General features: G+C 66.2%; 19 protein-coding genes. 10 read left to right on the top strand and 9 right to left on the bottom strand.

The window, feature by feature from the left end; translation table 11 throughout:
* The first annotated feature begins 47 nt into the window (after positions 1 to 47).
* Both fliD and fliS read left to right on the top strand, forming a co-directional pair.
* Positions 48 to 2870, top strand: a complete 2823-nt coding sequence (fliD, locus tag IT430_07615) for a flagellar filament capping protein FliD (GenBank protein ID MCC6907790.1) — start codon at positions 48 to 50, stop codon at positions 2868 to 2870.
* Positions 2871 to 2947: 77 nt separating this feature from the next.
* Complete coding sequence (gene fliS, locus IT430_07610; protein MCC6907789.1) at positions 2948 to 3424, top strand: flagellar export chaperone FliS; 477 nt, start codon at positions 2948 to 2950, stop codon at positions 3422 to 3424.
* 17 nt (positions 3425 to 3441) lie between these two features.
* Here fliS and IT430_07605 read toward each other — a convergent pair whose 3' ends face one another.
* On the bottom strand, positions 3442 to 4506 hold the full coding sequence (locus IT430_07605; GenBank protein MCC6907788.1) for a DNA polymerase III subunit: 1065 nt from the start codon (positions 4504 to 4506) through the stop codon (positions 3442 to 3444).
* A complete protein-coding gene (locus IT430_07600; protein ID MCC6907787.1) occupies positions 4506 to 5813 on the bottom strand; it encodes a hypothetical protein in 1308 nt (435 codons plus the stop codon). Before IT430_07600 ends, IT430_07605 begins: the two co-directional genes overlap by 1 nt.
* A gap of 139 nt (positions 5814 to 5952) precedes the next feature.
* On the opposite strand from IT430_07600, the gene IT430_07595 reads away from it, so the two are divergent.
* The gene (locus tag IT430_07595; GenBank protein ID MCC6907786.1) at positions 5953 to 6255 is read left to right on the top strand and encodes a hypothetical protein; all 303 of its coding nucleotides are present in this window, start codon (positions 5953 to 5955) and stop codon (positions 6253 to 6255) included.
* Positions 6256 to 6509: 254 nt separating this feature from the next.
* Here the strand turns inward: IT430_07595 and IT430_07590 are convergent, their stop codons facing one another.
* The 6 genes from IT430_07590 to IT430_07565 all read right to left on the bottom strand — a co-directional run bounded on the left by IT430_07590 (position 6510) and on the right by IT430_07565 (position 14135).
* Positions 6510 to 8207, bottom strand: coding sequence for a hypothetical protein (locus IT430_07590; protein ID MCC6907785.1), 1698 nt, complete (start codon positions 8205 to 8207; stop codon positions 6510 to 6512).
* A complete protein-coding gene (locus IT430_07585; GenBank protein ID MCC6907784.1) occupies positions 8204 to 9340 on the bottom strand; it encodes a hypothetical protein in 1137 nt (378 codons plus the stop codon). The genes IT430_07590 and IT430_07585 overlap by 4 nt, the downstream gene beginning before the upstream one ends.
* Positions 9341 to 9347: 7 nt before the next feature.
* Complete coding sequence (locus tag IT430_07580) at positions 9348 to 11384, bottom strand: DUF802 domain-containing protein (protein ID MCC6907783.1); 2037 nt, start codon at positions 11382 to 11384, stop codon at positions 9348 to 9350.
* Entirely contained in the window at positions 11381 to 12037 is a 657-nt protein-coding gene (locus IT430_07575; GenBank protein ID MCC6907782.1) for a hypothetical protein, read from the bottom strand. Before IT430_07575 ends, IT430_07580 begins: the two co-directional genes overlap by 4 nt.
* A 14-nt stretch (positions 12038 to 12051) precedes the next feature.
* Positions 12052 to 13302, bottom strand: coding sequence for a hypothetical protein (locus IT430_07570; protein MCC6907781.1), 1251 nt, complete (start codon positions 13300 to 13302; stop codon positions 12052 to 12054).
* Positions 13303 to 13481: 179 nt separating this feature from the next.
* A complete protein-coding gene (locus IT430_07565) occupies positions 13482 to 14135 on the bottom strand; it encodes a hypothetical protein (GenBank protein MCC6907780.1) in 654 nt (217 codons plus the stop codon).
* A 522-nt stretch (positions 14136 to 14657) separates the two neighbouring features.
* On the opposite strand from IT430_07565, the gene IT430_07560 reads away from it, so the two are divergent.
* The 7 genes from IT430_07560 to IT430_07530 all read left to right on the top strand — a co-directional run bounded on the left by IT430_07560 (position 14658) and on the right by IT430_07530 (position 21225).
* Entirely contained in the window at positions 14658 to 15104 is a 447-nt protein-coding gene (locus IT430_07560; protein ID MCC6907779.1) for a cytochrome c maturation protein CcmE, read from the top strand.
* Positions 15101 to 17293, top strand: a complete 2193-nt coding sequence (locus tag IT430_07555) for a heme lyase CcmF/NrfE family subunit (GenBank protein MCC6907778.1) — start codon at positions 15101 to 15103, stop codon at positions 17291 to 17293. The genes IT430_07560 and IT430_07555 overlap by 4 nt, the downstream gene beginning before the upstream one ends.
* Before the next feature lie 35 nt (positions 17294 to 17328).
* Positions 17329 to 18459, top strand: coding sequence for a hypothetical protein (locus tag IT430_07550; protein ID MCC6907777.1), 1131 nt, complete (start codon positions 17329 to 17331; stop codon positions 18457 to 18459).
* Between the two features lie 12 nt (positions 18460 to 18471).
* Positions 18472 to 19299 carry an ABC transporter ATP-binding protein gene (locus tag IT430_07545; GenBank protein ID MCC6907776.1) on the top strand — a complete coding sequence of 276 codons (828 nt, stop codon included), beginning with the start codon at positions 18472 to 18474 and terminating at the stop codon, positions 19297 to 19299.
* Positions 19296 to 19973: a heme exporter protein CcmB gene (locus IT430_07540; protein ID MCC6907775.1), complete on the top strand. Its 678-nt coding sequence runs from the start codon at positions 19296 to 19298 to the stop codon at positions 19971 to 19973. Before IT430_07545 ends, IT430_07540 begins: the two co-directional genes overlap by 4 nt.
* A 14-nt stretch (positions 19974 to 19987) precedes the next feature.
* Positions 19988 to 20689 carry a cytochrome c biogenesis protein CcsA gene (gene ccsA / locus IT430_07535; GenBank protein MCC6907774.1) on the top strand — a complete coding sequence of 234 codons (702 nt, stop codon included), beginning with the start codon at positions 19988 to 19990 and terminating at the stop codon, positions 20687 to 20689.
* A 164-nt stretch (positions 20690 to 20853) separates the two neighbouring features.
* Positions 20854 to 21225 carry a hypothetical protein gene (locus IT430_07530; protein MCC6907773.1) on the top strand — a complete coding sequence of 124 codons (372 nt, stop codon included), beginning with the start codon at positions 20854 to 20856 and terminating at the stop codon, positions 21223 to 21225.
* Positions 21226 to 21246: 21 nt separating this feature from the next.
* Here the strand turns inward: IT430_07530 and IT430_07525 are convergent, their stop codons facing one another.
* Positions 21247 to 22578 carry an amino acid permease gene (locus tag IT430_07525; GenBank protein ID MCC6907772.1) on the bottom strand — a complete coding sequence of 444 codons (1332 nt, stop codon included), beginning with the start codon at positions 22576 to 22578 and terminating at the stop codon, positions 21247 to 21249.
* Positions 22579 to 22874 lie beyond the last annotated feature (296 nt).

Below are 22874 nucleotides of genomic sequence, written 5' to 3'. Positions count from 1 at the left end.
CCTGCAGTCGGCGGGCAGGGGCGGCTCGATTCTCCGGGAGACGGGACATGACCGGCATTTCCACCAGCGTCGGACTCATCAGCGGCATCGACACCGGCTCGCTCATCGAGCAGTTGCTCGCCGTTGAATCGCGCCCCAAGGTGCTGGCCCTCAACCGCCAGGCCCAGTTGCAGGCGGAGCAGTCGGCGTTTCTGGGTCTCAACAGCCTGCTGCTGGCGCTGCAGTCCGCATCCGCCAAGTTCGGCAAGGACAAGACCTTCGACCTCAAGTCCGCCACCAGCAGCAATGAATCCGTGCTCAAGGGCACCGCGACGGCTTCGGCTCAGGCTGGAACGTACACGTTCCTCGTGGATCAACTCGTCTCGACCAACCAGTATCTCTCCGCGGGCTTTGCTGATCGCGACGCGACGCCTCTGAATATGACCGACCTGTCGTTCGAATACGGCAAGGGTCGGCTCGAAACGGATACGGCCCTGGCGGGGCTGAACAACGGCAACGGCGTCAGTCGCGGCAAGATCAAGATCACCGACTCGTCGGGCGCCGTCTCGACCATCGACCTCTCGCGCGTGGTGACGATGCAGGATGTGCTCGATGCGATCAATGCCGACGAGACGGTGAATGTCACCGCGAAGATCAGCAGCGACGGCACAGGCCTTACGGTCACCGACAACGCCGGCGGCGGCGGCTCGCTGAAGATTGAAGATGCCACCGGCTACACGACCGCCACGTCGCTGGGCATCGCCGGCACGGCCGTGGGCGAGATCGTCGGCACGCAGATCAACTCCATCGGCCTCAACACCCGCCTGGCCACGCTCAACGACGGCAACGGCGTGCTGATCAACTCCGGCATCGACCTGACGGATTTCAACATCCAGACGGCGGACGGCACGATCTACGAGATCAAGCTCGGCAAGATCACCTCGGGCGAGGACACGCTCGAGGCCGTAACCACGCTGCAGGGCGTCAAGGACCGCATCGAGTCGCAGACAAGCGGCGCGGTGACGCTGGACATCAGCGCCGACGGGTTGAGCATCGAACTGACAGACAGCACCACGGGCGGCTCGACGTTCCAGGTGCTCGCCGGCACGGCCGGGGCGACGCAGGGCGCGATCGACCTGGGCATCTTCAAGTCGGCCGATCCGGGCACGCCGACGGTCATCGGCGGCGATCAGATCAAGGCCGGGTTGAACTCGGTGCTCACGCGGAGCCTCAACGGCGGCAGCGGCCTGGGCGGCGGCACGACGCTGGAGATCACCGACCGGGCGGGCAATTTCGACACGATCACGCTCGATCCGAATTCGTCGATGAGCGACATCATCGACGCCATCAACGCCTCGGCGACGCTCAACGTTACCGCTTCGCTCAACTCCGCCGGCAACGGGCTGCTCCTCACGGACACGGTCGGCGGGGGGAGCAATTTCATTGTCGGGGGCGACGCGGCCGCGGCGCTGGGCATCGAAACCGATCCGGCCGGCGTGGCGAGCGACACCGTGCGGGGCACGAACCTCCAACTGCAGTATGTCGCCGGCTCGACGCTGCTGACCAACATGAACTACGGCCGGGGCATCGGCAAAGGATCGTTCCGAATCACCGACGGGGAGGGCGAGGACGCCGTCATCGACATCGGCTCCGACTCCAAGACGCTCCAGGACATCATCGCCGAAATCAACTCCAAGGGCCTGGCGATCAACGCGCGCGTAAACGACACGGGCGACGGCCTGCTCATCGAGAGCACCTCAGACAACCCGTTTGCACCGATCAAGGTCGAGAGCGTCACGGGCTCGACCGCCAAGGATCTCAACATCCTCGGCAGCGCCGAGGACGTCACGGACAACAACTTCATCAACGGCTCGTACGAACAGACGCTCGAACTCGAGGCGACGGACACGCTTGATGATCTGATTACGAAACTAAACAACGCCGGCTTCAACGTGTCGGCGTCGCTGATCAACAACGGCACTGGCGAGAAGCCGTATTACCTGTCGCTCACGAGCAAGATCTCGGGCACGGCGGGCGATCTCATCATCGACACGGGGGGCGTGGACCTTGGGCTGACGGAACTGAATGAGGCCCAGGACGCCGTGGTGTTCTTCGGCTCGACTGATCCGGCGCGGGCGGTGCTCGTCACGAGCACGACCAACACGCTCGACAATGTCGTGACGGGCGTGAAGATCGACCTGAAGTCGCCAAGCGAGACGCCGGTGACGCTCACGATCACCGAGGACACGACCAAGCAGATCGAGACGGTCAAATCGTGGATCACCTCGTTCAACGCGGTGATTACGCGCATCAACGACCTCGGCAGTTACGACTCCGAAACCGAAGAACGGGGCGTGCTGCTGGGCAACTCGACGATCGCGAGCATCGAGGCGCAGTTGTACCGCACGGTGCAGGGCAGCGCGCTGGGGGTGGATACTTCGTACCAGAACCTGGCGCAGATCGGCATCAACGTCGGCACGGGCGGCAAACTCGTGCTCAACGAAGAGACGCTGCGCGAGGCGCTGACCTCCGATCCGGACGCCGTGGCGAATGTCTTTGCGGCGCGCAAACTGGCCGACGATCAGTCGATCGACCTGGGCAACGGGATCTCGTATGAGTCATCCGAGCCGATCTTCGAATCGCTGGGCGTGGTGGAGCGGCTCAACGAGCTCGTCAAGGACATGACGGACTCGATCGACGGCACCATGACCGTCGTGCGCAAGAACTACGACACGCTCATCGAGATTCAGAAGAAGCGGATCGAAGCGTTCGACGTGCGGCTCGAAGCGCGGCGGGAGCAACTTACGCGGCAGTTTGCCGCGATGGAGACGGCCCTGGCGTCGCTCCAGCAGCAGCAGTCGGCGCTTGGGGCGATTCGCCCGGTGGCATAACCTCGCGCGGACGCCTTATGCGGACGTTGGCGGCAAGATGAACGTGGAGCGGCCTGCCGGCCGATCTGATGAGATCTATGAACGACCAGGCCAACGCCTATCTCCGCCAGCGCGTCTTTTCGGCCACGCCCGAGGAATTGCGGCTCATGCTGCTCGAAGGCGCCCTGCGCTTCGCTCGGCAGGGGGCCGACGGCCTGCGCGAGCGCAATTTCGAGAAGAGCTACCAGGGCATTCACCAGTGCCAGGACATCCTGATGGAGTTGATCAACGCGCTGCGGCCGGAGATCGCGCCGGACCTGTGCCGGCGCCTGGCGGCCCTGTACACCTACATGTACCGCCGGCTCATGGAAGCCAGTTCGCAGCGCGACGCCGACATTGTCGACGAGGTCATCAAGCTCCTCGACTACGAGCGCGAGACGTGGGTCATGGCGATGGAGAAGTTGCGCGAGGAGCGAGCCGGGCTGAAGGCCGCGGCTTCAGGACAGCGGCCATCGAGCCCGCGCGAACCGGCTGAGGATCGCGTCGCCGGCCTGTCCATCAGCGTGCAGGGCTAAAGCCGGCCGGGCCGCGCTCACGTGGCCGCCTTGTCGAACAGGTTCGCCCACTGGATCACGAGGTTTTCAAAGACCTGCGTCAGATTGAGGTGCGAGTCGAGCTGGCGCTCGGCTTCGTGGACCAATTCGATGGCGCTCAGGTGAGGCTCCACGTCGCCGCCCGCCGCGATCGCCGCGCCCAGCAGAGCCCCGATCTCGCGCGACAGGAGAATGAAGACGAAGTCGGCTGCTTCGCGGTTGCCTGACTCCTTGCTGGCGTTGGGGTTCTCCTTCTGCCTGGCGGTGGCGTGGGCGTCGATGAGTCTGGCGATCGTCGAGCCCATTTCCGCCGCATATGCGCCCACCTGCAGATCGCGGATCATCGGCGCCAGCGTCTCGTGCCACTCGAACAGGCCGTGCCGCACGGCCTGCGTCGCCAGACCGGGCGAGCCCTGCGCGAAGTGCACCAGCCAGCGCAGCTGCGTTGCCGGGAGATCGAAACCCGCGGCGGCGATCCACTTGCCCATCGCGTCGTCATCGAGCGGGCCGAACGCCACGCGCTGGCAGCGGCTGCGGATGGTGGGCAGCAGTTCATCTTCGTGCGCGGTGATGAGAATGAGCACCGTGCCCGGTGGGGGCTCTTCGAGCGTCTTGAGCAGGATGTTCTGGCCGTTGTCGTCGAGCAGCTCAGCTTCGTCAACGATGAACACCTTTGAAGCGCGCGAGGCGCTGTTGTGGCCCGAGCGCGCTGCGGGATCGACGATGAACTCGCGCACCACTTCGGCGGGGATGTTCGTCTGCTTGCCGCGGCGGGTGCGCGCGTCGCTCACGTACGACGACAGGCCGCGATGGACCACGTGGAGATCAGGATGCGTGCCGGCGGCGATGAGGCGCGCCGTGCGGCTCTGCGGGTCGGCCTCGATCACGCCGGCGAGATTGGGCGCGGCGTCGGGGTCGAGCAGGATCGCGGCCAGCGCCTCGGCCGTCGTGCGCTTGCCCACGCCCGGCGGGCCGTGGAAGATCCACGCGTGGTGCAGGCGCCCGGCCTGGAGCGCGGCCTGGAGCGTCTCGATGGCGCGGTTGTGGCCGAGGATGTGCTGCATCAACGCTGCTCCTGCGGGCCGCGGCGCGTGAGGTGCGCCAGGCGGAAATTGAGATAGACAAAGCCCAGCGCGCCCAGCGTGCAGATGATGGCCCAGAAGAGGAAAGCGTATTCCCCGAGCAGCGGGACGACGCCGTGTGTCGTCGGGAATCCGGCATAAAGCCACATGCCCACGTAGCCGCTGATAAGCCCGCGGACGCCGGTGAGCGTGACGTGGATGGTCATGTAGGTGCTGGCGCGCTCGCTGGAGGCGAAGTCGTTGTGGCCGAGGTTCCAGGCAAGTTCGCCGCCGGCCACGCCCACGCCGCGCACCGCCAGGCCGGCGGTGAGCAGGGCGATCGAGTCGTTCATCACCGCCGCGAAGACGAGGAACTGGGCGATGACGAACGTCCAGCCGTGGATCGCGCGATAGCGGATGATGTGGCAGCGGCCCAGAAGGCGCGACCAGATGGGAATGAACACCGGCATGAGCGCCAGGGGCAGGGAGTTGAGCAGCAGCAGCGAGCCCAGGTAAGAAAGGTGAAACTGCTCATCGACGACCTTGATGAGCGGGCCGTCCAGGGCGAGATTGGAGATGCCCAGGATGAACATGCAGACCATGAAGCCGCGGTAGGCGGCGTCGCTGCGCATGATGACGATCATCTCGTTGAGCGTGCCGCCCCACTCGGCGAGCAGGCCGGCCAGGGCCCCGCCGGGCGGATGCTCGCGCGGCGCCAGGCTCGGGCGGATGAGAAACGGGTGCCGCAGGCGCAGCCGCGAAAAGAACCACACGCCCGCGAGGCCGAAGAAGACCGCGGCACCATAGACGAAGTGGAAACTGTCTCGGTCGATGTCCATCACCGCGCCCAGCAGCAGCGCCGTGAGCGAGACGAGCATGGTCTGGATGAGAATGAGCCGGCCGGTGATGGCGCCGCGCTCGTGGCGGCGGTAGTTGGCGCGCCAGAGCACGGCGCGCAGCGTAATCACGCCGGTCATGAGCAGCCGGGCCCCCACGGCCAGTAAGGTGAAGAGGTAGAGGCCCGCTTCGGTGCGCGGCAGCAGGGCGATGCACGCAACCAGCGCCACCACACCCAGTTGCAGCATGAGCAGGTTGTGCAGCGTGCGGCGGCCGTTGGCCAGGCGGGCCCAGATGAGGCTCGACATGTTGCAGAACGCCGGGGCTGCGGCGAGGGTGGCGATGATCCAGTCGGGCGTGTCGTCGAAGGCCTTCTTGGCGAGAATGCCGGTGACAGCGCCTTCGAACATCGCCGCGGTGACCGGCCAGGTGCACACGGCCAGCAGCTCGGGGCGGTAGTTGCGGCGCGCCATCGGGTGGAGCGAAGATGGGCTCAGCCAGCCAAGCACGACCGCCGACAGTAGGCGCGGCGGCGGGGCTCAAGGCGCTTTGCCGTCGCCGATGCAGGTCAAATCCTGTAGCCTGCCGCCCGCATCGGTCGTAGCGTTGTGCATGCCCTGTCTCGCAGGACTCATCGCCATCTTCGCCCCGCGCGTGGCCATCGTGCTCATCGTGATCTTTTCGGACTGGCTGGGCCCGGCGTACAAGAACGACCTCTGGGCGTTTCTGGGGTTCCTGTTCCTGCCGTTCACGACGCTGGCGTATGCGCTGGCATGGCACTCGGCGCCCGGTCATTCGATCACGGGCTTGTGGATCGTGCTGATCGTGATCGCCGTGCTCGTCGATCTCGGCTCGATGGGCGGCGGCGGCTCGAGCGTCCGCTCGAGGCGCAAGGTGTACATCCGGTCGGATTGAGCGCGGGCGGGTGGCCGCCGGCCGTGCACATCCAGTGATGCGGGTGCCGTGGTCCAGAGGTCGGCTTCCTGGCCTGAGTCTGATCGAAGGCTGCGACGGGCGGGCCACGCTTCAGCACATACGAACTTCTGCGTAATTCGCTCACCGTTTGCGCCATCGCGTGGCCTGCGCTCGCGGAGCCTCGCTTGACCACGGCACCGCGCTTCGCTTGACCACGGCACCGCGGCGTGGTGCATCGTTGCTCCGATTGGGCATCAATCCCCATACGCGCGTGGCGAGTGGTTTTCGCCGTGGCAGCTGAGGAAGCACTGGCCGGCGAAGCGGCCCTGGTCGATGAACTCGAGGCGCCCTGAGGACGGGTCGGGGAAGACGATCGACAGGTCGAAGTTGATGAGGTTGCTGTTGTTGATCGTGCTGCCGTGCGAGGAGATGCCGTGCGCATCGTGGCAGGTCGAACAGGTGGTGCGCTCATCGACGATGTGCTTGCGGTGCGTCGGGAACGACTCGTCGCCAAGGATGCTGTTGCGTTCATGACAGTGGTAGCACAGCGCGTAACTCGTCGCGCTCTCGCTCGTGTAGTCGATCATCGAATACTGGCGCGCGAGCAGGGGCGCGTGGCTCGAGCCGTGCACGCCGTCGGGCCCGCCGCCGCCGCTGCGGACGCCCGCGTCGGAGTTGTGGCAGTCATAGCAGTAGATCATGCTCGCCGTGGTCCACTGCGGCCGCAGGCTCGGCACGTCGTTGTTGCGGCCGGTCGCGGCGACGGGGTGATAGGACACGGCGGTGAAGTCAAACTTGTAACGCAGATTGTCCGTCATCACCTGGCGCGTAACCACGGGCGGCACGGCGCTGCGGTCGGCGTGGCACTTGAAGCAGACTTCATACTCGAACTGGGCGACGGGGATGATGGCGCCGGTGAGCGTGACGCCGCTGGCGTCGCCGAAGTTGAGCGGCGCCTGCGGGGCCGATGCGCTGCCGTGCTTCATCGTGTGCGGCTCGTGGCAGTCGGTGCAGGTGACGTCAAAGGGAATCGGCTCGCTCGGGTCGATGTCGCGGTTGGTGTCGTGCACGCTGATCTTGTGCAGGTCGGGGCTGATGTTGGGCGCGTCAGGGACGGTGCCGTCGTGGCAATCCATGCATGATTCGGTGATGTTCGTGCCGCGCAGGAGGTACGGCCCGCTGGCGGCGGTGTGGGGCGTATGGCAGGCGCTGCAGTTGCTGTGGCCGAGGATGTCAGTCGAGTCGATCTGGTGGCACGCGCGGCACAGGTTTGAATCCTCGTTGTGCATCACGAGGAAATCGCCCAGCGCGTTGTTGTGCGGATCGTGGCACGTTGTGCACTGCATCTCCTGGTTCGCGTCGAGGCGCACCTCCGGCGGCAGGTTGGCCGGCAGGCGGAGATGCTGATCCTGCGCCGCCAGGGCCGAGGTGTAGCGGAACGAGACGGGATGATCGTCGGAGAGATCGGTGCCGAGATTGGAGCCGCCCGGCGGCATGACGGTGATGCCGCTGCGCATGACGATCGGGTTGGGGCGCGAGAGCACCGCGCCCAGCGCGATCGTGCCGTCGTGGCACGACAGGCACATTTTTGAATCGCCGGTCGGCTGGCCGGGCTCGGCGTCGAGCGCGCGGCTGGTGTAGGGCGTGTAGGCGTCCAGCGGCATCGAACGGTTCCAGAGCGGCACGATCGGCGAGGCGTGGTGGGGCGTGTGGCAGAAGATGCACACCTGCTCCTCCGCCGCGGCGCGAACTTCGCCGGGCCCGCTGGCGGAAAGGTTGTGCACGGAATCGACGACGCTCTGCTGCTGCGCCGTCGCGGCTGATGCGGCGATGAAGATGAATGCGAGCGCGATGAGAGTGCTCGCGTGGCCGGCGCTCCCAGAGCGTCGCTTCGACCACGGCACCCCGGCGGCGTTCAAACAGATACTGAGAGTGTGAACGGATCTGTTCATGGCGTCACTCCCTTGGGCGCAGGGCTTGGGCCGGGGTTGGGGCCGGTGTCGCTGGTGGGCGCCGGCGGGCGGTAGTCGAAGACCTGCACCCTGCGATTGTACGTGTCGGCGATCCACAGCCGGTCGCTGTCGTCGATGCACATGCCCGCGGGCAGCCAAAACTCGCCCGGGCCGCGCCCTTCGCGCCCGAAGGCCATGAGGAGCTGCCCCTCGCTCGAATAGACCTGCACCGCCTCAAACTGGGCGTCGACGACATAGAGGTGGTCGGCGCTGTCCACGGCGATGCCCTTGGGGCGCGAGAAGTAGCCGGGCAGGTCGCCCCGGCTGCCGATCTGCCGTCGCGGCATGAGATCGGAGCCGAACTGCTGGATGCGGCAGTTGAGTGAGTCGGAAACGTAGAGCCGGCCCTGATGATCGATAACCACGTCGGTGGGGAAGTTGAACGAGCCGGGCGCCGTGCCGCGCGAGCCGAGCGTGGACAGCAGTTCGCCGCCGGGGCCGAAGATGGCGATGCGATGCGCGCCGGCGTCGGCGACAAAGAGGCGCTGGCCGGCTTCGTCGAACGACAGGCCGCAGGGGCGGATGAGATGGCCCAGCCCCCACATGCCGATGCTCCGGCCGGTCGAGTCGAACAGCCAGACCACGCCCGTGGACGAGTCGGCCACGAAGAGGCGGCCATCGCCGGCGCGCGCGAGGCCGACGGGGGTGATGAAGGTGTCGGGCGCCGGGGGCATCCACTGTTCGTACTTGCGCTTGTCGAGATCGAAGACGTGCACGACGCGCGCAGCCGTGTCGGCCACGTAGAGGCGCTGCTGATCGTCGAACTCAACGGCCATGGGGCTGACGATGCCGAGGATCGGCTGCTTGCCGGCGAAGAGCTCGCGCAGCGCTTCGCCGAAGGGTTTGGCGGCCTTGAGATCGGCGGTGGTGGCGATCTGGCCGACGTAGTGGATGCGCGGCTCGTCGGGCGGGTTGGGCCAACTTAGCGGCGCGGCCAGCGGCGGGAAGAGTTCGCCCGCCGGCTTGGCGCAGCCCATCGGCACCAGCAGCAGCGCGGCGAGCAGAGCGGCAGCGGACAGGGCGCGTGCGGTGCAGAGAGCGATCGGGTTGGAGCCGCGCAGCGTTGCTGGCATGTGGCCCTCAGAAGGTCCTGCGGAAGCCGACTTCGACGCTCTGCGCCAGCCGCTCTTCCGCTGAGGAATCGAAGATCGAGTTGCGTCCGGAGACATAGATCTCCGTCTGGCGGTAGCGCCAGTTCAAGTTTATTCGCTGCTCGAAGCCCTGGGTGTGTCCCTGGAGATCGTCGCGTTCATCGCGCCAGACCAGTTGAGCGTTGAGGCGCAACTGGTTTGTCAACTGCTGGTTCCACGACGCGGTGACCGTGGCGAGATCGACGTGGTTGTCGAGCGACGGGTAGTCGATCATCTGGTAACTGCCCAGCAGGCTCAGCGAGGAGAACCGGCCCAGCGTGTGCACGTACCGGGCCTCGAAGCGCGTGGCGTCAAACGGGGAGACGACGCTGTCGTAGGTCTCGTACTCAGCATTGAGCGAAAGCGGACCGGTGATGTAGTCGGCGCCGAAGATGAGGTCGCGCGAGTCGTCGAGGATGAACTCGCTCGGCCGCGGGCTGTCGATGCTCGCATCGCGCTGCAGGTAGCGCATGTACAGGCCCAGGCCATTGAGAAAGCCGTCGTTGATGCTGTAGCGGGCGCTGAAGCCCAGGCCGGTGGTGGTGATGGTGTTGGCCGACTCGGGGCCGATGGTGTAGTCGATGAGTACGGTCTGGCCATCGACAATGCTGCCGCCGACCACGCGGCGGATCTCGACGCGGTCGAAGAACACCATCAGGGTGTAGTCGAGCCCTTCGTCGTAGAAGGTGAGGCCGCTGATGTCGGTGATGACGATGGATCCGGGCAGGATGTTCTGCCTGGCGATGGTGATGGGGGCGGGGTCGTTGAAGGTGCGCGATTCGTCAAAGATGCGCAGCGGCGTGCCGCGCGGCCCGTTATCGCGGATGTTTTCGCTGACGCTGGCCGAGGCGGTGAAGATGCCATAGGGCACTTTCTTCGTGTAGTCGAAAGTCACGTCGCCGTAGTACTCGTTGCTGGTGAAGCCATCGGTGTTGAGGGTGGAGGCGCCGATGTTGGCGCTGGTGACGAGGCTGCCAAAGAGGCGGTGGCGGACGTTGAAGTTGCCGCGCAGGAAGTCCTGGTTGGAATCGGCGCGCGACTGGTTCTCGTAGAAGAGGTCGTAGCGGGTCTGGAGCGTTTCGCTGTGATAGAGCCGCAGCGATTCGTCCAGGCTGATGCGCCGCAGTTGCGAGTCGCCGCTCTGGTCGAACAGGCGGAGTTGCGAGCGGAGGCTGTCGCGGTCGCCGAAGTCGAGCACGTGCAGGGCGGTGGCGTCGTGGCGGATGAAGTCCTGGGCGCGGCGGCCGGCACCGGACTGCCGGATGGAGTCGAGCGTGTAGTCGAGGCTCAAAGACTGGCGGTCAGCGACGCGGATGTTGCTGTGGACGTCGAAGGTGTCCTGCACGACGCCGAAGTCCGTCTGACCGCCCGCATCGGTCTGCTGCTGATCGCGGTGGAACAACTGGATCGTGGTCGGAGCGCGATCGTTGACGAACTGCGCGATGCCGCCGTGCTCGGTCAGCGTGGAGTCGAGCGAGGGGCCGAAGAGACGGTCGATGTTCGTCTGCGAGCGGCGGGAGTAGAGCGTGACCGGAAGCGACGACTCGCCGAGGATGAAGGCGCGGAAGTCGTAGTTGGTGTCGAGGGTGGTGGTGTCTTCGTTGAGATTGAGCGTGGTGCTGTCGAGCGTGGTGTGGTCAAGTTGCAGGCCGCCGGTGAAGGAGAGTTGAATGAAGTTGGGGTGGACGATGTAGGCGTCGGTGGAGAACTCGACACTGGGTCGGATGATCTCTTCGGTCTCGCGCGTCGTCGGCTCGCCGGGCCGCTTGCGCTCGTCGGTGCGGTAGCGATAGAGGAATTCGAGCGCGGTGCGGAAGCGCTGGATGACGAATGAGTCCAACTGCTCTTGGCGTTCGCCGACGACGATGGGCCCGCCTTCTTCGGGAGGGGCGGGATCCTGCGCGAGAGCGGCGGCGGCGACGCCAAAGGCGGCCGCAGCAGCCGTGGCCGCGGCGCCGGCGCGATGCTGGGCGCCGCGCGACTTCATGAGCCGGCCCCGGATTCATCCGCCGCGCCGCCGGGCGTCACTTCTTCGGCGGGCTGATCCGCCGGGGGCGCCTCGGGCGCGAGTGGTATGCGAAGGAAATAGGGCAGTTCGCTCCCGTGGCCCGAGTGGCAGTTGAGGCAGTCCACGGCGAGGTCGGCGTGCTCGGGCGCGCCGCCGGCCTGGACCTCAGCCCCGACGTGGCATTCGAGGCACAGCGTCGGGCTGGCGCGCTTGAGCAGGTGCGGGTAGCGCGATTCGTGCGGCTCGTGGCAGGCGAGGCACTCGCCGGCGGCAACCGGGCCGTGCATGATCGGATGCTCAGTAGACTTGCCCTCGTGGCACTTGAGGCAGACGTTGGAGGTGACGCCGGAGTAGCCTTCGAGCGACATGGTGAATTTGCCGACTTCGCCGTGGCAGTCGCTGCACTGTTCGTTGGCGAAGGGGGCGTGGGTGATGACGGAGATGGCGACGCGGTCGCCGCCGGGCTCGTCGATGGTGGGCCGCATCGACTCGGGCATCGGCACGTCGTCAAAGAAGATGCTCAGGGTTCGGTAGCGTTCCTCGGGTGTGCCGCAACTCCACAGGGTGAGAACGGCCAGCGCAAGGGTCCAGCCGACAGCGCGGTATCCATGACCGGTCGATCGATTCGCCATCGATCACGCATCCCTCACGGTTTCAGGTCTGAAGGCTGCTCGTCATCAGGGGTGACTTCGGGATTGACGCCTTGGGCTTTGTCGGCATCCTCGACTCCCAGGTTGATATCGGCCTGACTGGCCCGGATCGCCTCAACACTGACGCCCGGCCTGAGTTGCCCGAAAGCGTAGACGGAAACCTTGTCGTCGCCGAACTGGTTGGTGACGAGCACGAGGTACTGGGCCTCGAAGTCGGGGTGAATGTAGGGCTTGAAGAGGTCCATGTCGCCGTAGTGAATCGTGATTCCGGCGGGGAGGAACATGGCGCCCGGGTGCGCGCCGGCCGCGCCGAAGAAGGTGAGGATGTAGCCCTCGGGACTGAAGAGCTGCACGTTCTGGAACGAGGCGTCCACGACGTAGATCGTGCCTTCCTTGTCCACGGCGATGTGCTTGGGCCGCACGAACGAACCGATGTTGTTGGTGATGACGCCAAAGCCCAGGAGGAACTCGCCTTCGGGGCTGAACTTCTGAAGCCGGCAGCGGATGACGTCGGTGACGTAAATGTTGCCTTGGGCGTCAACTTCGATGCCCAGCGGGCGGACGAACTGGCCGTCCCCGTCTCCGGGTTCGCCGAAGGAACCGAGGTGATTGCCGTTGCGGCGATCGAAGATCTCAACGCGCTGTCCGACGAAGTTGCTCACATACAGGCGATCGTCGAACACGGCCAGGCCCGCCGGCTGCAGGTCTTTCATGCCGATGGTCCGGACGAAGCGCTCATCGGCGTCGAAGACGAAGATGAGGTTGCGGCCGAGGTCGGCGACGTACTTCGTGCCGTCGTCGGAGATGGCAATGTCAGTGGGGCGGACGAGGATTTCCCGGCCGGTGGTTCCCATGATGCGCGTCTGCTTCTTGCGGAGGTCGAAGACCATGACGGCGCCGCCGCGGATATCGCAGGTGTAGATGCGGCCGTTCCACATCTCTACGCCATAGGGCTTGTTGACCGCGGCGTCAACGTTGGTTTCCTTGCCGTAGATGATGTCCTCAAGCGCGCTGGACTTTCGCGGGGCGATCTGGCCGCTGTGCTTGAACGAGACGACGTACTGCAGGCGCGGCTCGTCGGGATAGGGCGGCCAGAAGGCGTACTCGGTGGCGACCGCGGTCGGTGCCTCAGTGGTCTTCGGGTTCGACGAGCAGCCGGCAGTCATCGCCAGCAAGGCGAGGGCGAGCAACGCGGCGGAACCGATGCGGCGACGAGATGGGATGTGCATGCGAGAGGTCATGGCCATGCCCTTTCGTGTCTCAAAGGGCGCGATGTTTCGGGGGGCTCGATCAGGACGACGACGGGTGGGGGCGGGCGGCTCCAATTCCATTATCGAGTCCGTCAAGCCGTTCCCCCTCTCGGGCCGCGCCGATCAACGCCCGGGAGGGGGAAGGTGAAGAGATCTGATTCAAGCCAGGCCGCGTGTCACTTGATGTGGCAGGCGAGGCACATGGCGCTTCCGGTATTGTCAACCCGGGTCAGGAAGTCATTGCCGCCGCGGCGGTGAGGCTCGTGGCAGGTGACGCAGCTGATGACCGATTCGACTTGGCCGTTGACGAGCATGTCCTGGAGGCGGCCCATTCTGTCGCCGCCGATCGTTGAGTTCTCCCACGTGAGGCGCGGGTTGTAGCGGCTTCCTTCATAGGTCGGGTCCCACACAGCAGCGCCGCCGATCGGGTGGTCGTTGGTCAGGTTGGTGCCGATGAGCGCGTTTCCGAAGATCATCGTGCTGCCGTTCACGCCGCCGAAGGAGTCGAGGGCGACGGTGCCGTCATGGCAGCCCATGCAGAGGATGCTCTTGGCGTCGAGGGCTTCGTCACGGGTGAGGTCGCCTTCGTTGGTGTTGTAGACCTGGCTCTGTGCGGGCAGAGCGTGGTTCCACAGCCGGTCGGTGCCGTAGCCGTTGATGTCAACGGTCATGGCGTTGTGCGGGGTGTGGCAGGGTTTGCAGATCTGGTTGTCAGCCCAGCCCGCGTTGGTGAAGTCGTGAGCGCTTCCCACGATCTGGGCGTTGGCTCCCGCTGCGCCGCACGCGAGTACGGTCATGGTGGTGAGGTGGATCAAATGGCGCCGTTTCATGGTACATCTCCTTTTATCTTCGCGGCCCTTTTTTTTCGGCCGCCGGTTCAAAGCCGCCCGCCCGCATCCGTTACTTTGTGCGAGCCGACGGTAATGGAACAAGAACCGTGCCACGGCGTACGGGGCGGTTTCCCCGACTGTCACCGGGCTGAAAGCCGATAAACCAGCCCGCTAGGGCGGTTGCACCGCCGATGCGCCCTCCAGGGGAGATGGGTGATCCCACCGCCAAGAAAGCCGCGGCGAGGCAGTTCCCACCGCTGAGAATGCGCGGCGGGCTGGCGCACGAGCGCCGCGGCCCGCGGGGCGCGGCCGCCGCAGAATCGCGGGTGCGCGCCTGGCGGCGCGGCATGCAAATGCAGCCGTGCGACAGCGGGAATTCGGGCATCACGCCCTGTTTTTCCGGTCGGCGAGGCGTCGCCAGCGAAGGCTGACCGTGAGCGGCGCCGGAGTTTTTCGGATCGCCCTGGGCCGTGGCACCGCTGTTGTTACAGGGCAAGTGGGAAGCGTTCCCGGAGAATCGACATGACAAGCATCCGAACCAAAGTCGTCATCGCCCTGCTGGTCATCGGCGGAGCGGTGGTCTACCTCGTGCAGGCCGGCGTGCGAACCGGCTGGGTCTATTCGATGGACGCCGATGCGTTCATCGAGAAGGCGGAGTTTCATTCCCGCCGCGTGCGCCTGACGGGCAGCGTGGGTCTGGAGAACGTGGATTGCAACCCGGGCCTGCTGTACGCGAAGTTTGATCTCGTGAGCAGCGGCAAGAGCCTGCGCGTCGAATACAAGGGCGCGGTGCCGGACATGTTCAAGCCCGGCCACGAGGTCGTGGTCGAAGGCGCGCTCGATGAGAACGGCGTATTTCAGTCTGACATGCTGCTGACCAAGTGCGCCAGCAAGTACGACCCGTCGTCGCCGCACGCCAGCGAAATGGCGGAAGACGGCGCCGACGCTTACGGAGACAGCGACCAATGATCCCGACGATCGGCACATCCATCCTCGCCGTGGCGACGCTCGCCTGCATGGCGGTGATCATCGCCAGCCTCGCCGCAGTGCGGCTGCAGTCATCGCGGGCGCTCAGCGCCGCGCGATGGGGCGTGGGCGCCTTTGCTGCGTGCCTCACCGCCGCGAGCGCCTTGCTGCTGGTCGCACTGCTCCAGAGCGACTTCCGGCTCGCTTATGTTGCGTCCTACACGGAGCGGGCTCTGCCCGTGGGATTCAAGTTTGCGGCGTTCTGGGCCGGTCAGGAAGGCAGCCTGCTGCTGTGGGGCGGGATGATCGCCTGGATGAGCACGATCGCGATCGTGAGCCGACGGGCCAATCGCGGCACGGGCGAAGCGGTGACGATCGGCGTGCTCGGCGCCATCTGCGGCTTCTTTGGCGCGCTGCTGCTCTTTGCGGCCAACCCCTTTGAAGTGGTCACAGGCCTCGCGCCCGCCGACGGCAAGGGCCTGAACCCGCAGTTGCAGGACCTGGCGATGATCATCCACCCGCCGACGCTGTTCCTCGGCTACGCCGGCTTTGCCATTCCATTCGCCGTGATGATCGGCGCCATGGCCGAGCGGCGCACCGATGCGCGCTGGCTGACCGACATCCGCCGCTGGGTGCTCTTCTCCTGGGTCACGCTGGGCGCAGGCATCATGATCGGCGCGTGGTGGGCGTACATCGAACTGGGCTGGGGCGGCTACTGGGGCTGGGACCCGGTCGAGAATGCCTCGCTGCTGCCGTGGCTCACGGGTACGGCGCTGCTGCACTCGGTCATCATGCAGGACCACCGCGGCGTGTTCAAGCGCTGGAACGTGGCGCTGGTCGCGACGAGCTTCATCCTGTGCATCTTCGGCACCTACATCACGCGAAGCGGCGTGGTGTCCTCGGTGCACTCGTTCGGCGAGTCGCTTGTGGGCACGTTCTTCTTCGCGTTCATCATTCTGCTCGTCGTCGGCAGCGCTGCGGTGTTCGCCTGGCGCTGGTCGAGCCTGGCGCCGCAGCGTCGGCTGTCGAGCATGCTCGAGCGCGAGGGCGTGGTGCTCATCGCCAACGTGCTGCTCGTCATCATGACGGCCATCACGCTGCTGGGCACGATGTGGCCGGTGATCAGCCGCACGTTCGCGAATGAAATGACGGTTGGGCCGAAGTTCTACAACAACACGGTGGCGCCCATCGGGCTGGTTCTCATCGGCCTGATGGCCACGGCGCCGGCGCTGGTCTACGGCCACGAAGCCGGCAAGCGGCTCGGCCGCAGCCTGATCGGCCCGGGCATCGCCGGTGCGGCGCTGACGGCCGCTGCCGCGCTGCTGGGCGTGCACAACATCTGGGCGCTGCTCGTCACGCTGTTTGCGGCGGTGACCGTCATCGCGGTGCTCGTGCACTTCGCTCACTGCGTTCGCGCCGAGCGAGCACACAGCGGCGCGGGCGCGCTGCCCGTCGCCTGGAGGCTGCTCGACTCGAACCATCGCCGCTGGGGCGGCTTTGTGGTTCACCTGGGCGTCGCGCTCATGGTCATCGGCTTTGCCGGATCGAGCCTCTTCCCCGAGGAGAGCACGCACCAGGTCGGTCCCGGCGAGTCGTTCCAGGCCGGGCGCTACACGCTTAAGTTCAACGGCCTTGAGGAAGTGCCTCGCGAGAACTACACCGCCGTGGTCGCGTCGATCGAAGCGACGCTGCCGGGGGGCAAAGTTGTGGATGTGTCGCCCGAGCGGCGCTTCTACGACAAGCGCCCCGATGAGCCGTCGGCCCAGGTGGCGGTTCGCTCGAACTGGCGCGAAGATCTCTACCTCATCCTCGCCGGCTGGGAAGCGGCCGGGAAGGTGACGGCGATCAAGGTGATCATTAACCCGCTCACGATGTGGATCTGGATCGGTTCGACGATCCTGGTCATCGGTTCGATCATCTGCATGCTCCCGAGACTCAGTAAGGCGGCGAGCGCCGCCTCGAACGGTAAACTCACACAGGAGGGGCGCACGAAGGGCATGACACCTGCGGCCAACGAAGGTTCGTCGATGCGACCAGACGACAGCGAGGACAGCACTACTTCCGGTGGCGGACCACGACGGCGGCAGCGCCCGGCGACGGCGCCGGCGCCTGCAGCCGCGCTCACCAGGGCTGCTTCCTCCACAGGCGATCTGCGCACCGGGCCGGCCGCACCTGCTTCGTGCCCTTCGTGACCCCCTCTTTGACCACACTGCTGGAAGGTGAATCCATGAAACGTCTTCTGCTTCTCTCCGCGATGATCACGAGTTGCTCTGCCGCCGCCTTCGGGCAGATCGCGCCCGGCGCCAATCCCGACGCGGGCGCTCCCCCGGCGGCCGATCCCGCCGGCGCCGTGCAGCCGACGCCGCTCGATGAAGCGGCGCTGCGCGAGCGGATGGCGCAGGCCGCGATCGGCCGCGTCGCGGTGCGAGCCGTTCAGGGCACGCCGTATGGGACCGAAGTGGGCGTGGCGCCGGTGGAGATTCTGCTGGTGCATCGCGGCCAGGTCGTTCACTCGCAGCAGGCCGAACTCGACGAGCACGGCGTTGTTGTCTTCGAGAATCTGCCGGTGGCGATGGACGTCACGCCGGTCGTGCAGGTCGGGTTCGCCGGCGTGCATTACCAGAACACGGGCACGGCGATCTCACCCGCTTCGCCGGAAACCACCGTTGAAGTGACGGTCTATGACACGACCGACGAGCGCCCGGACTGGCACATCGCCATGCGGCACGTGCAGATCGAGCGCAGCGCCGAAGGCATCCTCGTGCACGAGACGGTCATTACCAACAACCCGGCTCAGAGCACGTGGCTCGGCGCGCCCGTCGATGACTCCCCCGAGCCCAAGCGCGATGCGGCACAGTTCCGCCTGCCCAAGGGCGCCGCTCAGGTGCAACTGGTCGGCGGGTTTCACGGCTGGTGCTGCACGCGGCTGGATCCTGACGGGCTGCTGAGCGTGCAGATGCCCATGATGCCCGGACGCAGTCAGTTCACGTTCGCGTATCTCGTTCCCAATGGCCAGGACGCGTCGGAACTGTTCGTTTCGGCGCCGGCGCCGACCGACAACATGGTCGCGTTCTTCGTCGATGACGGCAGCGAAGTGGAATTGAAGGGCATGATTGACGCCGGCTCCGAGCCCATGGGGCAGGCCAACGTTCGCATGTTCCAGGCGGACGCGATGGAGCCGGGGCAACTCGTCGGCCTGTCGATCGGCGCGCTGCCGGCTTCGGCTGACCTCGCATCCGTGAGCCAGACGAACTCGCAGATCAAACTGTTCGCGGCGATCGGCGGCGGCATCGTGCTGCTGGCAGGCATCGCGGCGATCTTCCTCAAGGCGCCGCGCCAGGCGCAGGCGACGAACTGAAGCACCACCGCCATGACGGCTCCACTCACCATCCAGCATGCGGACACCCCGCGGTTCAGTCGAGCCGGGGCGATCGAGGCCCGTTCTGGGCAGTCCGACTCCGGCCGCACACTTCGCCTCGCACAGAGCGAGAGCGCGGCGGCGCTGCCGGCGGTGCGCGCCGTGGGCGTGCACAAGGTGCTCGATGATCGACCGATCCTGCGCGACCTGACGTTTGATGTGCCAGCCGGCTGCTACGCGGCGCTGCTGGGCGCCAACGGCGCCGGCAAGACGACGCTGCTGCGGCTGCTCTCGACGCTCACCACGCCCACGCGAGGCGAACTCGAGATCTTCGGCCGCAACTCGCGCCGCCAGGGCGCGCTCATCCGGGCCGGCATCGGGCTCATCGGCCACCAGTCGATGCTCTATCGAGACCTTTCGGCCCTGGAGAATCTCGTATTCTTCGGCCGGCTTCATGATCTTTCCGAGCCAGGCGCCCGGGCGATGGACCTGCTCGATTTCGTGGGCCTTGTGGATCGGGCGCACGACCCTGTCAAGACATTCAGTCGAGGCATGGTCCAACGGGTTTCCATCGCTCGGGCGCTTCTTCACGAGCCGCGGCTGCTGCTCGCCGATGAGCCGTTCGCCGGGCTCGATGCGCCGTCGGTGGACACGGTGGAGCGACTCATGGCCCAACTCAATGAGCAAGGCATGGCAGTGCTCCTGGCCAACCACGACGTGCGCCAGACCCTGAGGCTGGCCGAGCGCGTGCTGGTTCTGCGCAAAGGGCGGCTGGCGCTCGACGCCGCCGCGTGCGAGCTGACGGTCGAGCAGGTGTTGCGGGAGATCGAGCAGCGATGACACGCGCGATCCGCCACATCACGATGCTGACGCTCAAGGACCTGCGCATCGAAGCGCGCGGCCGGCAGACGATTGGACTGGTCGTGGTGCTCGCGGTGCTCATCGTCGTCGTGCTGGCGCTCGGGCTGGGCTCGGGCGGCGGTGCGGGCGGCTTGACCGCTACGGCCATTCTCTGGGTGGCGTACCTGTTCGGCGGCGTGCTCATCTTCGAAAAGACCATGGCCGTCGAGCGCCACGATGACGCCCTGGCCGGCCTGCTGCTGGCGCCGATCGATCGCGGCTCGATCTACATCGCCAAACTGCTGGCCAATCTCGTGCTCATGTTCGCGCTGGCGCTGGTCGTGACGCCGGTGGGCATCATGTTTTTCCAGTTTGATCTTTCGGTGGCGCCAGGCGGCTTTGCGCTGGTCATGGCCGTCAGCATGATCGGCTACGCCGCGGTAGGCACGCTCTTTGCTGCCCTGACCAGCAGCACGCGCCTGGCGGGCGGACTGCTCGCGATGCTCGTGTTCCCCATCACGCTGCCGGTCGTTCTCATCTCGACGCGCGTGCTGGCGAATCTGTTCGAGCACGGCACGTCGCTGGCCGGCAGCGGCCTGGCGCTGCTGATCGCGTTCGATCTGATGTTTCTGGCTGCTTCGTGGCTCGTGTTCGATGTCGTGCTCGAAGCGTGAAAAGGAGTTCTGCGATGAAATCGACACCTGTGCGAATCGTCGGCCCGGTCTACTGGGTGGTGACGTTTGGCCTGCTCGCCGCGGTGACCGCCATGATGGTCTGGTGGACGCCGCGCGAGGAGACGATGGGCGACGTGCAGAAGGTGTTCTACATCCACCTTCCCGCGGCGATCAACACGTTCGTCGCCTGCTTCGTGGTGTTCATTGCCAGCGTGATGTACCTGCTGCAGCGCCGCTCGTGGTGGGATGATCTTGGCTTTGCCGCCGCCAAAGTGGCCGTGCTACTGGCGAGCATCGTGCTGCTCACGGGCATGATCTGGGGTCGCAGCGCGTGGGGCGCGTGGTGGCAGTGGACGCCGCGCCTCACCTTCAGCCTGATCCTCTGGCTGCTCTACGTCGTCTATCTCATGATCCGGCCGTCGATCGAGTCGAGCCAGCGGCGGGCGCTCATCTGCGCCGTGTATGGCGTAATCGCATTCATGGATGTGCCGCTCGTGTGGTTGTCCACTAAACTGCTGCCCGACATTCACCCCAAGTCGATCTCGATGGCGCCGGAGATGCGCCTGACGCTGCTGGCGTGGTTCGTTCCGATGACGATGCTTGCGGCGGGCCTGCTCGTGGCGTCGATGCGGATCAACCGGCTGCAGCGGGCCGCGAGCGAACCGGCCGAAGAACTTGATGAGCCGCGCCTCGTGCCGGCAGGAGGTCAGGCGTGAACGCAACGCAATATGCCATTCTCGCTTATGCAGTGAGTTTCATTCTCATCGGCGGCTTTGCGCTGTGGACGTGGCTGGAGCATTCCCGGCTCACGCGCCCCGGCCGCGGCCGAGGCAACTTCTGATCCACTTTCCTGCGGGCCAATGAGCCCGGGGGGTCCGCCATGCAACATCTTCCCACACTCGAAGTGATGAAGCGCGGCGTGCGCGCCGAAGTGTGCACCCAGTGCAGCCAGCGCGAGCCGGCCGAGGGCGACTGGCCGCTCGACGAGCCGCGCCCATGCGAGGCGGCGTGCACGATCTTTCAGAACCTGCCGCGCATCCGGCTGATCGTGCATCAGATTCACTCCGAATCGATGAAGCCGTATGAAGACGCCATGCGCGAACTCATCTGCCAGTCGTGCCACAGCGATCCGACGGCGGGCGACTTCTGTCTGCCGCGCGCCACGCGGCAGTGCCCGCTGAGCCGCTACGCCGGCCTCGTCGTGGATGCCCTCGAGAAGATCGAGACGTCGAGGCATCAGCACCCCGGCTGAGTCGCGATGCGCCGGCGGCCATCATGCCGGCTCGCGCGCGAGGGTGCGGGCGACCGCGTGCCAGACCAGCCCTGCGGCGATCAGGCCCAGCCCCGCGACCCAGATCTGCCACTCCACCCAGAACGCGAGAAAGACGCAGCCGACCAGCCCGCCCCACGGGAAGATGAGCGGGTAGAGCCGCTGCTCTGCGGGCAGGCGCAGCGCTGCGAGATTCGTGATGGCATAGTAGATGAGCACGGTGAAGGCGCTGAACGACCACGTCGTCTTCACGCTGCCGATGCACGCCAGGCCGGCGATCATGATGCCGACGAGGATGACGGCGACGAAGGGCGTGCTGTGGCGGGCGCTGATCTTCGCGACCGCCGCGGGCATGTCGCGACGCCGCCCCATGGCCAGCAGCACCCGCGACAGGCCGAGGATGAGATTGAGCAGCACGCCGAGCATGGCCGTCATGGCGCCGATCGCGACGATCCAGTGCACCTGCGGCCAGGCGAGATGCTCGGCGGCGATCTCCAGCGGCGCCGCCTGTGACTGCGTCGCCTCGCTCAATCCGGCCGAACCCAGCGAGCCCACGGCGACGACGGAGACCGCGACGTAGAGCGACGCCGAGAGAATGAGCGTCATGATGATCGCGCGCGGGATGGTCCGGCGCGGCGAGCGGACTTCTTCACCCAGCGTGGCGATGCGCCCGTAGCCGGTGTAGGCGACGAACATGAGCGCGCAGGCGTGGAGCAGGCCGCGCAGCGAATCCCAGCCGCTGTCGCCGGCGCCGCCGAAAAACGGCGTCAGGTTGGCGCTGCCGCGCTGCGCGACCGTGGGCAGCCCCGCGAGGACGAACGCCGTCAGCGAGGCGAGGGTGATCGAGACGATGACGATGTTGGCCCGATTCGCCCGGCGCACGCCGGCGAGGACGATGATCGTCAGGATCGCAATGGACGCTGCGGCGACGGGAACGAGCCAGCGCTCGGCGGATGCATCCAGGCCGTGGAGCAGGTAGCCGGCAAAGCCCAGCGCAGCCGTGGCGGCCGAGGCGCTCTTGGCGCAGAGGAACATCCAGCCGGCGGTGAAGCCCGCGGGCGCGATGAGCAGGCGATAGCCGTATTCATATGTTCCGCCGCTGACGGGGTAACTGGCCGCGAGCTGGGCGCTGCTCAGGGCGTTGCAGACGGCCAGCGCGGCCGCGATGACGATGGCGAGGATGACGGCCGGCCCGGCGAGGCCGGCGGCGATGCCGATGCTGACAAACACGCCGGTGCCGACGATCGAGCCCATGCCCATCATCGTCGCGCCGAACACCCCGACGTCGCGGCGGAGTGCTGGCGGCGCTGGCTCATTCGGCGTGGGCTGGGGCATCAGGTGCGCTCGAAACAGAACGGTCACACGTCGCAGCAGGACGCGACAACGGTAGCCGCGAGCCGCAGTCGCGGTCCGGGTTCAATTGCCCGGTGCCTCGGCGATCACGTTCTCGGCGTCATGCCCGCGAAGGCAGGCATCGAGCGAGGCGTCAAAACGGGTTCGCACGCGTTGCAGCCCCAAAGCCGGTTTCGTGTCCGATCAAGTGGATTCCGGCTCTCGCCTTCGCTGCCTGATGCCAAGTGCCTGATGCCTCTCCTCGGCGCCTCGGCGCCTCGCTGCCTTTCCCTAATGCC

The sequence above is a fragment of the Phycisphaerales bacterium genome (genome assembly GCA_020852515.1).
Lineage (GTDB): Bacteria > Planctomycetota > Phycisphaerae > Phycisphaerales > UBA5793 > UBA5793.
The sequence above is the reverse complement of the archived record's forward strand: the minus strand, read 5'-3'. Positions and strand labels throughout refer to the sequence as shown.

Bases quoted from the DNA above. Each gene is read 5' to 3' on its own strand.
- IT430_07590 (MCC6907785.1), bottom strand. From the start codon at position 8,207: ATGAACAGATCCGTTCACACTCTCAGTATCTGTTTGAACGCCGCCGGG.
- IT430_07530 (MCC6907773.1), top strand. From the start codon at position 20,854: ATGCAACATCTTCCCACACTCGAAGTGATGAAGCGCGGCGTGCGCGCC.
- IT430_07565 (MCC6907780.1), bottom strand. From the start codon at position 14,135: ATGAAACGGCGCCATTTGATCCACCTCACCACCATGACCGTACTCGCG.
- fliD (MCC6907790.1), top strand. From the start codon at position 48: ATGACCGGCATTTCCACCAGCGTCGGACTCATCAGCGGCATCGACACC.
- IT430_07605 (MCC6907788.1), bottom strand. From the start codon at position 4,506: ATGCAGCACATCCTCGGCCACAACCGCGCCATCGAGACGCTCCAGGCC.
- IT430_07540 (MCC6907775.1), top strand. From the start codon at position 19,296: ATGACACGCGCGATCCGCCACATCACGATGCTGACGCTCAAGGACCTG.
- IT430_07570 (MCC6907781.1), bottom strand. From the start codon at position 13,302: ATGGCCATGACCTCTCGCATGCACATCCCATCTCGTCGCCGCATCGGT.
- ccsA (MCC6907774.1), top strand. From the start codon at position 19,988: ATGAAATCGACACCTGTGCGAATCGTCGGCCCGGTCTACTGGGTGGTG.
- IT430_07585 (MCC6907784.1), bottom strand. From the start codon at position 9,340: ATGCCAGCAACGCTGCGCGGCTCCAACCCGATCGCTCTCTGCACCGCA.
- IT430_07575 (MCC6907782.1), bottom strand. From the start codon at position 12,037: ATGGCGAATCGATCGACCGGTCATGGATACCGCGCTGTCGGCTGGACC.
- IT430_07595 (MCC6907786.1), top strand. From the start codon at position 5,953: ATGCCCTGTCTCGCAGGACTCATCGCCATCTTCGCCCCGCGCGTGGCC.
- IT430_07600 (MCC6907787.1), bottom strand. From the start codon at position 5,813: ATGGCGCGCCGCAACTACCGCCCCGAGCTGCTGGCCGTGTGCACCTGG.
- IT430_07555 (MCC6907778.1), top strand. From the start codon at position 15,101: ATGATCCCGACGATCGGCACATCCATCCTCGCCGTGGCGACGCTCGCC.
- IT430_07525 (MCC6907772.1), bottom strand. From the start codon at position 22,578: ATGCCCCAGCCCACGCCGAATGAGCCAGCGCCGCCAGCACTCCGCCGC.
- fliS (MCC6907789.1), top strand. From the start codon at position 2,948: ATGAACGACCAGGCCAACGCCTATCTCCGCCAGCGCGTCTTTTCGGCC.
- IT430_07545 (MCC6907776.1), top strand. From the start codon at position 18,472: ATGACGGCTCCACTCACCATCCAGCATGCGGACACCCCGCGGTTCAGT.
- IT430_07550 (MCC6907777.1), top strand. From the start codon at position 17,329: ATGAAACGTCTTCTGCTTCTCTCCGCGATGATCACGAGTTGCTCTGCC.
- IT430_07580 (MCC6907783.1), bottom strand. From the start codon at position 11,384: ATGAAGTCGCGCGGCGCCCAGCATCGCGCCGGCGCCGCGGCCACGGCT.
- IT430_07560 (MCC6907779.1), top strand. From the start codon at position 14,658: ATGACAAGCATCCGAACCAAAGTCGTCATCGCCCTGCTGGTCATCGGC.